7 protein-coding genes and 1 pseudogene are annotated in these 5,103 nt (G+C 69.0%); 3 read left to right on the forward strand and 5 right to left on the reverse strand.

Annotation, left to right across the window (positions count from 1 at the left end; genetic code table 11):
- Positions 1–648, forward strand: a 648-nt coding sequence (locus AB0F10_RS44060) for a glycosyl hydrolase (RefSeq protein WP_360640245.1), incomplete at its 5' end; no start/stop codon positions are given.
- 415 nt (positions 649–1,063) lie between these two features.
- Here the strand turns inward: AB0F10_RS44060 and AB0F10_RS44065 are convergent.
- The gene (locus AB0F10_RS44065) at positions 1,064–1,426 is read right to left on the reverse strand and encodes a DUF2203 domain-containing protein (protein ID WP_360640248.1); all 363 of its coding nucleotides are present in this window, start codon (positions 1,424–1,426) and stop codon (positions 1,064–1,066) included.
- A gap of 705 nt (positions 1,427–2,131) precedes the next feature.
- Between AB0F10_RS44065 and AB0F10_RS44070 the strand changes: the two genes are divergently transcribed.
- Positions 2,132–2,410, forward strand: coding sequence for a hypothetical protein (locus AB0F10_RS44070; protein ID WP_360640250.1), 279 nt, complete (start codon positions 2,132–2,134; stop codon positions 2,408–2,410).
- A 530-nt stretch (positions 2,411–2,940) separates the two neighbouring features.
- On the opposite strand, the gene AB0F10_RS44075 is transcribed toward AB0F10_RS44070, so the two are convergent.
- From AB0F10_RS44075 to AB0F10_RS44085, 3 genes are read right to left on the reverse strand one after another with little or no spacing between them, the layout of a single operon-like run.
- Positions 2,941–3,192 (reverse strand): hypothetical protein, encoded by a 252-nt coding sequence (locus AB0F10_RS44075; protein ID WP_360640253.1) that lies wholly within the window; start codon positions 3,190–3,192, stop codon positions 2,941–2,943.
- Between the two features lie 34 nt (positions 3,193–3,226).
- On the reverse strand, positions 3,227–4,114 hold the full coding sequence (locus AB0F10_RS44080; RefSeq protein WP_360640256.1) for an MFS transporter: 888 nt from the start codon (positions 4,112–4,114) through the stop codon (positions 3,227–3,229).
- Positions 4,057–4,473, reverse strand: coding sequence for an MFS transporter (locus tag AB0F10_RS44085; protein ID WP_360640259.1), 417 nt, complete (start codon positions 4,471–4,473; stop codon positions 4,057–4,059). Before AB0F10_RS44085 ends, AB0F10_RS44080 begins: the two co-directional genes overlap by 58 nt.
- A 147-nt stretch (positions 4,474–4,620) precedes the next feature.
- On the opposite strand from AB0F10_RS44085, the gene AB0F10_RS44090 reads away from it, so the two are divergent.
- The gene (locus tag AB0F10_RS44090; protein WP_360640262.1) at positions 4,621–4,827 is read left to right on the forward strand and encodes a hypothetical protein; all 207 of its coding nucleotides are present in this window, start codon (positions 4,621–4,623) and stop codon (positions 4,825–4,827) included.
- A gap of 6 nt (positions 4,828–4,833) precedes the next feature.
- On the opposite strand, the pseudogene AB0F10_RS44095 reads toward AB0F10_RS44090, so the two are convergent.
- Positions 4,834–5,103, reverse strand: a pseudogene (locus AB0F10_RS44095) (transglutaminase domain-containing protein); the annotation flags it as partial.

Genomic DNA, 5,103 nt, shown 5'->3' on the forward strand with positions numbered 1-5,103 from the left:
CGGATCGACGCGTTCGCCGCCCGGATCAAGAAGGACTTCCCGGAAAAGTTCTTCCTCGTGCTCAACCACGAGCCGGAGAACGACGTCATCGCCCGTAAGGGCTCCGGCTGGGAGGCCAAGGACTTCGCCGCCATGTACCGCCACACCATCCAGCGCCTCGAGGCCAAGGGTGTCGACAATGCGATCAACGTGATGGCGTACATGGGCAACGAGAAGTGGATGGCGCAGTCCTGGTGGGCGGATCTGTACCCGGGTGATGACGTCGTCGACTGGATGGGCCTGGACTCCTACGTCTCCGCCGAGCGCGGCGCGTACCACTACGGCCAGTTCGCCGACCTGCTCGACCGTAAGGCCAAGAACGGTCCGACGTTCTACGACTGGGCGACAAAGAAGCACTCGGCGAAGCCGCTGATGATCGCCGAGTGGGGTGTCTACCACCGCGTCGGTCGGCCGGTCGACAAGTCGGCTGGGTTCAACAGTGTGCTGCCGGAGCTGGCCAAGCGGCCGGCGATCAAGGCGATCGTGTACTTCGACACCAAGCACGACGACCAAGGCGACCGCGACATCAGCATCGACAGCAAGAAGACCAGCCTCACCGCGTTCCGCAAGCTGGCCGCCAACAACCTGTTCAACGTCAAGATCGCCTGAGTCACCGCACGACCCCACGAGCCGCCCGGCGAACCTGCCGGGCGGCTCACCCGCATTTGAGCCAAGAGCCCCCTTGAGCCGTCGAGTGATGACGCTTGGAAGATCGGGAGCCTGCCGGCGTCAGCCTCCCGGCGGCGTGAGCGGGGTATCGGTGGGTGAGCTCCGGGGCGCCCTTGTCATCGAGGGCAGGCGCCGCCCGGCTTCACGCAGTTCAGCATCCCGCGGGCGATCTGCTGCTGATCCGGGAGTCGTCCACCGCGAAGGGCTCCGGCCATCGGCGACCACAGTCGTACTCGTGCAGGAGTCGCGGGTGCGGCGCTGATCGGCCGACCCCTGCGAGCGATTCCTCGACGGGACATCTCCCGGAGGGGAGTCGACGTGGTGGGACGCGGGGAGCCTGCTCTTTCCTGTGGTGTCAGGGCAGCCGACGCCGTCCCGCGAAGCCGAGGTCGAGGCGGTGGTACCAGTCCAGTGCGTCCTCGCCCTCCAGCCAGCACAGCAGCACCGGAACACCGTCCAGATCGGAGGGAAAGTCGACGAGCAGCGGTGCCACGCCCTTGAGCTCGGCCCCCGTCCGCTGCACCTCGGTCATCAGCTCGTTGAGCCGAGCCTCGGCGGCCTTCAGCTCGGGAAGACCACCGAGCTCGGTCGGTTCACCGCCGGTGGTCAGGGCGGCGGCCAGTTCGACCACATCAGCCCGGACGACGACGAGCTCGTCGAGCAGCGGCCGCAGCCCGGCCAGCTCGACCCGTGCCTGCGCCAGCGTGAACAAACCCATGGGTCAAGTCTGTCATCCCGCCGGCGCAGCTGTCTCCGCCGTCACCGGAGACGTCGATCAGCCACGGCCCCGCCCCCGCCCCCGCCCCCGCCGCTCTCGGCTCTGGCCGTCGGTCTGATCCGAACCGCCCAACACTGGCGACCGGGTGTGTCGTGATCGCCGTCCGGCCCAGCTGTCCCTGGGGAGTGTGGCCGTGCCGCCGCTGGCGGCTCTGGTCGTCGGTCTGATCCGAATCACCCAACACCGGCGACCGGGTGTGTCGTGATCACCGTCCGGCCCAGCCGTCCCTGGGTAGCCTGTCCGCCTGGCCCTCCGCTTCCGCGACGGGCCACGCGTCACGTCCCGCTCATCCGTGCTCTGCCGGCATTTGCACGTGGTGCGGGGCTTCGCGCCGAACCGGGCAATCCGTAAGGTCCACTTCGGGTCCGGTCTGATCCGCGGTTGCGCCGCACATAGTGTGCAGTCGAGCGCGCTGCGGGACGCACCGAGAAGCTGACCCGGATCCGTCCAATATCAAGATCCCCCGGCGTTGCCCCGATTGTGGTGATCTTGTGGAGCGGCGGCCACTGCGGCAGGGCGGTTCCGTAACTCAGCGGAAGGTTCCGGTTACCGCAATAGGTGATATCGATCGAATCAGCGAGGCGGAGGTCCAGGTATCACCCGCGCGGGGCCACGATCGGGGTGGAGCCGTTACGGTTGATTACTATGACGACCTACTCGGGTCCCGCAACACTGATCCTCGTCGACGGCGCACGCGTGGCCGGCATGGCCTCGCTCGGCACCAATCACCGCGGAGATCTCAACGGCTGGAGCGGAACCTTCCGCCCGGACCAGGTCAGCACGGAGCTTCGCAACGCGAGTGATGGGCTGCAACTGGAGTTGCCCTATGAGCAGATCGGCACGGTTGCCGTCACCGGCATCCGGCGCCTGCTCGCGACCCAGGTGCTGATGTCGCTGGTCGGTCGCGGACCTGCACCCTTCTGACGCCACAGCCGGCGCGCATGCGGGGAGGTCCTGCCCAGACCAGTCTCGACAGGACCTCCCCGCCTGCGCCGACCCCCCGGCGGCGAAATCCCCGATGAAGACGAGGCCCTGGCGCCGGGCGAGGCGGGTGCGGAAATCGGCGCGCCGTGCCTCCTCCGGTCCAGGAGTTCACTGAGCTTCGCGCGGGCCGGACTGCCGTTCGACACCCTGAGCCGTTCCGTCTCTCAAGCTCCTGGGACCGTTCCCACGGTGGTCGTTCCGCGCAGTGGTCCTTCCCCGCAGTGGTCGTTTCCTGTGCTGGCCTTTCCCTGCGGCTGTCTTCTTTCGTGGTCGTTCTCTGCGGTGGTCGTTTCCCGCGGCGGTCGTTTCCTGTGCTGGCCGTTCCCTGCGGCTGTCTTCTTGCGTGGTCGTTCCGGTGGTGGCTGCTCCGGCGGTGGCTTGTTCCTGCAGTGGCTGTTTCTGTGGTGACTGTTTCTGTGGTGGCCGTGTCGGTGGCCGACGGTGCTCGGCGCTGAGCTGGAAGCGGGTCATCAGCGCATCTCCCCGGCGAAACACCGGGCCGCCTCACCGGAATGTCGCGTGGAGCCGGCTGCGGCGATTCCCGGACGTGGGTCATCGGTGCGTGGCCGGGAGCCATGACGGGCGGCGTGCCGCCAGGCCCGCCAGAAGGTTCCCGCGCATAGCGTGGCGGCGCTGAGCCCGAGCGACCAGTGGATGCCGACGATGCTGCCGAAGAGTCCGACCGTGATGCCGCTGCCGAAGCGCAGGCCGTTGGCCGACATGCCGTAGACGCCGATGACGCGGCCCGGTTCGGCCTTATGGGCGGCGTGCCGCCAGGCCCGCCAGCAAGGTTCCCGCGCATAGCGTGGCGGCGCTGAGCCCGAGCGACCAGTGGATGCCGACGATGCCGCCGAAGAGTCCGACCGTGATGCCGCTGCCGAAGCGCAGGCCGTTGGCCGACATGCCGTAGACGCCGATGACGCGGCCCCGGTCGGCCGGCGGGGCGAGCAACTGCGCGAGGGTCTGCCCGATGGACATCGACGCCAGGTTGGCGACGCCGCCGATGACGAGCAGGAGCAACGCCAGCGGGTAGTTGTCGGAGACGGCGAAGAGCAGGGTGCTGAGGCCGTAGACGCCGGTGCAGACGACGGCGGCGGTCACGGTCGGCCGGAGCCGGCCGGTCGCTTCGAGCAGCACGCCGCCGATCACCCCGCCCGCGCCGTTGGCGAAGAGCAGGATCCCGTACGCCGTGCCGGCGCTGCCCGCGCCCAGGTCCTCGGCGAAGATCGGCATCGACGACTGCATCGAGGCGCCGACGAAGAACGAGCCCATCCCGCCCAGGATGATCATGCTGAGGAGGGTGCGGTTGGTTCGGATGTCGCGCAGCACGCGTACCGAATCGACAAGGCCCATCCGGGGGCGCGGGGTGCCGTGGTCGCGGGTGTGTCCGGTGAATTTCGTCCGGAACAGGAAGATCGTCAGCGGCAGGTAGAAGGCGACGTTGGCGAAGATGCCGGCGGTCGGTCCGAGGCCGAGCAGCAGCGCCGAGCCGACCACCGGGCCGAACAGGACGCCCAGGCTGCGGAAGGTGGCGTTGAGGCGCACCGCGCTGGGCAGGCCTTCGTTGCCGACGAAGTCGTGCAGCATCAGCTGCTCGGCCGGGCCCCAGAGGCATCCGGCGAGCCCGTGGAGCACCAGCAGCACGCACGCGGACCAGATCTCCAGGGACCGGTCAGCAGCAGGACGCCCCAGGTCGCGGACACGATCATGAACAGGGCCTGCCCGACCTGGATGACCCTGCGGCAGTCGAACCGGTCGGCCAGCGCTCCGGAATAGACCGAGAAGAGCAGGAACGGCACCCAGTGGCTGATCACCTGGAAGCCGGCCAGGGCGGGGGAGTGGAATCTCTCCCAGAGCACCCAGTACGTGATGACGTGCTCGATGTTGTCGGCCATCATCGCCATCGCCGCACCGAACAGGTACGGCCGGCAGTCCCGGTTGCGCAGGGCGGCGAACCGGGGCGCCGCCGGGGAGCGCGCGGTTACATCTCGGGCGGCAGACATGTCAGAACGGACCTCCTCGCAGAGCCTCCTCGACTTCGCCGCGGGCCGCGACCGGGGTGCCGCCGAAGGTGACCTGGGCCACCGGCCCGACGTTATGGGCGGGCGGAAGCGGGTATACGACCGCACGAGACGGGAGGACGGGAAGCCATGGGTACGGAACCGGAGCGTCTGGACCAGGACATCGCCGACCTGCAGGCACAGGTGGCGGAGTTGCGCCGGCGGATAGGCGGACAGGACTATCCGATCGATGCCGCGGAGGTGTCGCTGCTGTTCACCGAGGTGGAGGAGCAGGAGGCGATTCTCGCCGCGCTGACGGCCCGGCGCGATGAGATCAAGGAGCGGCCGGTCCGCTGATTCCGCCTATGATTTCTCGCGGTGCCAGCCCAGCGGGCCCGGGTGCAGGGTCCACCAGACGCGCCGCCACCAGGACCGCCTGGCCCGCAGCGCCTCGCTGTAGGCGACGGCCTGGCTGCCGGCCAGTTCGGCCTGCTGCTCGTCGGCCGAGCCCGGCGCGAACGCCGCCGTGTTGACCGCCGCGACCAGGCCGTCGAGCGGCGGCATCGCGTGGCCCGCTGGTGGCGCGGCGGCCCGCACCGGGCGGCCGGCTGCGTCCTGCGGGGCCGATCCGGT

This window comes from Actinoplanes sp. NPDC026623, from assembly GCF_040638275.1.
Classification (GTDB): Bacteria; Actinomycetota; Actinomycetes; order Mycobacteriales; family Micromonosporaceae; genus Actinoplanes.